General features: G+C 69.3%; 3 protein-coding genes and 2 pseudogenes. 1 reads left to right on the top strand and 4 read right to left on the bottom strand.

Features of this window, described 5'->3' with window-relative positions:
• Positions 1–158, bottom strand: a 158-nt coding sequence (locus G6027_RS18630; protein WP_241726831.1) for an arsenic metallochaperone ArsD family protein, incomplete at its 3' end; no start/stop codon positions are given.
• Complete coding sequence (locus G6027_RS05005; RefSeq protein WP_182635950.1) at positions 155–859, bottom strand: arsenate reductase ArsC; 705 nt, start codon at positions 857–859, stop codon at positions 155–157. The genes G6027_RS18630 and G6027_RS05005, both read right to left, overlap by 4 nt.
• A gap of 99 nt (positions 860–958) precedes the next feature.
• Here G6027_RS05005 and G6027_RS05000 point away from each other — a divergent pair, with 99 nt between their 5' ends.
• Positions 959–1,243 (top strand): amphi-Trp domain-containing protein, encoded by a 285-nt coding sequence (locus G6027_RS05000; RefSeq protein ID WP_182635948.1) that lies wholly within the window; start codon positions 959–961, stop codon positions 1,241–1,243.
• Positions 1,244–1,280: 37 nt separating this feature from the next.
• On the opposite strand, the pseudogene G6027_RS04995 reads toward G6027_RS05000, so the two are convergent.
• A pseudogene (locus G6027_RS04995) lies at positions 1,281–1,868 on the bottom strand (STAS domain-containing protein); the annotation flags it as partial.
• Between the two features lie 87 nt (positions 1,869–1,955).
• Positions 1,956–2,117, bottom strand: a pseudogene (locus G6027_RS18625) (pyridine nucleotide-disulfide oxidoreductase); the annotation flags it as partial.

The raw sequence follows: 2,117 nt of genomic DNA, 5'->3' as shown, positions 1-2,117 counted from the left end.
GGCTCGGCGGCCAGGTTGAGCCGCTCCACCGGGGTCCCCGCCGCGGCGAGCCAGTCGCAGTTCGCGGAGAACTCCAGGAGTTCGGCGGGCACATCCGGTCCGCACACCCCAGTCGAGCAGCAGAGTGCGGGTTCGAAGACGGTGATGGTCGTGGTCATGGTGTCGGTGCCCCCTCGGTGGACGGGGCACCCGAGGCGGTCGCGGGCGTCATGCCGATGATCTCCGGCAGGGCCCTCCGGACCCGGGCGTCGATGTCGTCGCGGATGGAACGGACGCGGTCGAGCTCCCGGCCGGCGGGGTCCGAGACGTCCCAGTCCAGGTACCGCTTGCCCGGGTAGACGGCGCAGGCGTCCCCGCACCCCATGGAGATCACCACGTCGGCGGCCGCCACCACGTCATCGGTGAGGGGCTTGGGGTATTCCGAGGTCAGGTCGAGTCCGATCTCGGCCATGGCCGCCCGACAGTTCTCGTCGATCCCGGACCCCGGGAGCGAGCCGGCGGACCGGACGTGGACCCGCCCCTCCGACCGGTCCGCCATGAGAGCCGCGGCCATCTGGGAGCGCCCCGAGTTCTGGACGCAGATGAAGAGCACCTCGGGGACGTCCTTGGCGACCCACCCCTCTGCCTGCGCGAGGGCCTTGAGCCGGTCGGTCGCGAAGCGGCGGGACAGCGACGGGAGATGGGTGGTGACCCGCGCGGTTCGACGCAACGCGGCATAGGACTCGAACACCACGCGCTCGACGGTCTGTGGACTGAACACGCCCTCGTAGTGCCGGGCCAGCTCGCGGGCGTCGCGCTGGAGTTGCGTCTGGGGCATGAGCAGTTCAGGAAGAGGAGCGTCGTGCACGGATCGGGACATGTCGGCCTCCAAGCCTCGTATCGACAACCATCAATATAGACGCCCATCGATATTTCCGGAAGCCTTCCGACGCACGCGACAACGGCGGATGATCAGATCATGAGCCTCTCCACCCGACTTCTCCGCAGCAAGGACACCTATTCGCGCGAGGCCGTCGCGGACCTGCTGGCCACACTGGCCGAGCGCATCCGGTCCGGCACCGTGACCTTCGACCAGGACGGCAACAGCCTCGATATCGAGGTCCCCGACACCGTACGGCTCGACATCGAGATCAAGGACACCCCCAAGGACTCCGGGACCAAGCGCGAGTTGGAGCTCGAACTGTGGTGGATCACGGGGGCCGACGGCCAACCGGGCCCGACCGGCGGCGTCACGATCAGCTGACCGCGAACCCAGGGACCTGCGGGGGAACGGCCCCGGCTCAGTGCCCGGCGCCGAGTGTGCCCGAGAGCTTCTCGAGCCGCTCCTGGCTGGCACCGTCGAGTCCGATCACCGACAGCGTCTTGCCCTTGGCCGCGTACTTCTGTTGCACGGCGTCCAGCGTGGCGACGGTCGAGGCGTCCCAGATGTCGGCGTCGGTGAGGTCGAGCACCACGTGCCCGGGGTCGCCGGAGTAGTCGAACTGGTACACGAGATCGTTGCTCGAGGCCCAGAACAGCTCCCCCGTGACCCGGTACGTGCGGGTGTCGACCGCCCCGTCGTGGTCCGTGTCGAGCTCGGCGACCTTCTCGATGGTCGTCATGTGCGCGACCCGGCGCGCGAACATGATCATCGCCGTGACCACCCCGAGGATCACGCCGATCGCGAGGTTGTGGGTCCACACCGTCGCCGTCACGGTGACCACCATGACGAGCGTCTCCGACAGCGGCATCAGCCGCAGGGTCCGGGGACGGATCGAGTGCCAGTCCATGGTCCCCACCGAGACCATGATCATCACGGCGACCAGCGCGGCCATCGGGATCAACCCGACGACGTCGCCCAGGACGACGACGAGGATCAGCAGGAACACGTGGCCACCGAGCGGCTCGAGCGCCTGCGGACCCATCTGGGCTACGCGGAGGAGTTCGTCGAGATCGTCGCGCGCCTCAAGGCCTGATCACCGGCCGAGAGCGGCGGCCACCGCCGCCTTCGCCCACTGTCCGACCCCGATGAGGGTCGCCGAGGCCGCGCCGCACCAGTCGCCGTAGCCGAGCAGGAACACTCCGGGCACGTCCGGCACCGCGGGCCCGTCGGCCACCACCCGGCCACCGACCCGCGG

Origin of the sequence: Dietzia sp. SLG310A2-38A2 (genome assembly GCF_014145095.1) — a bacterium.
Lineage (GTDB): Bacteria > Actinomycetota > Actinomycetes > Mycobacteriales > Mycobacteriaceae > Dietzia.
Note: the sequence above shows the minus strand (reverse complement) of the source record. Positions and strands in the feature narration are given on the sequence as shown.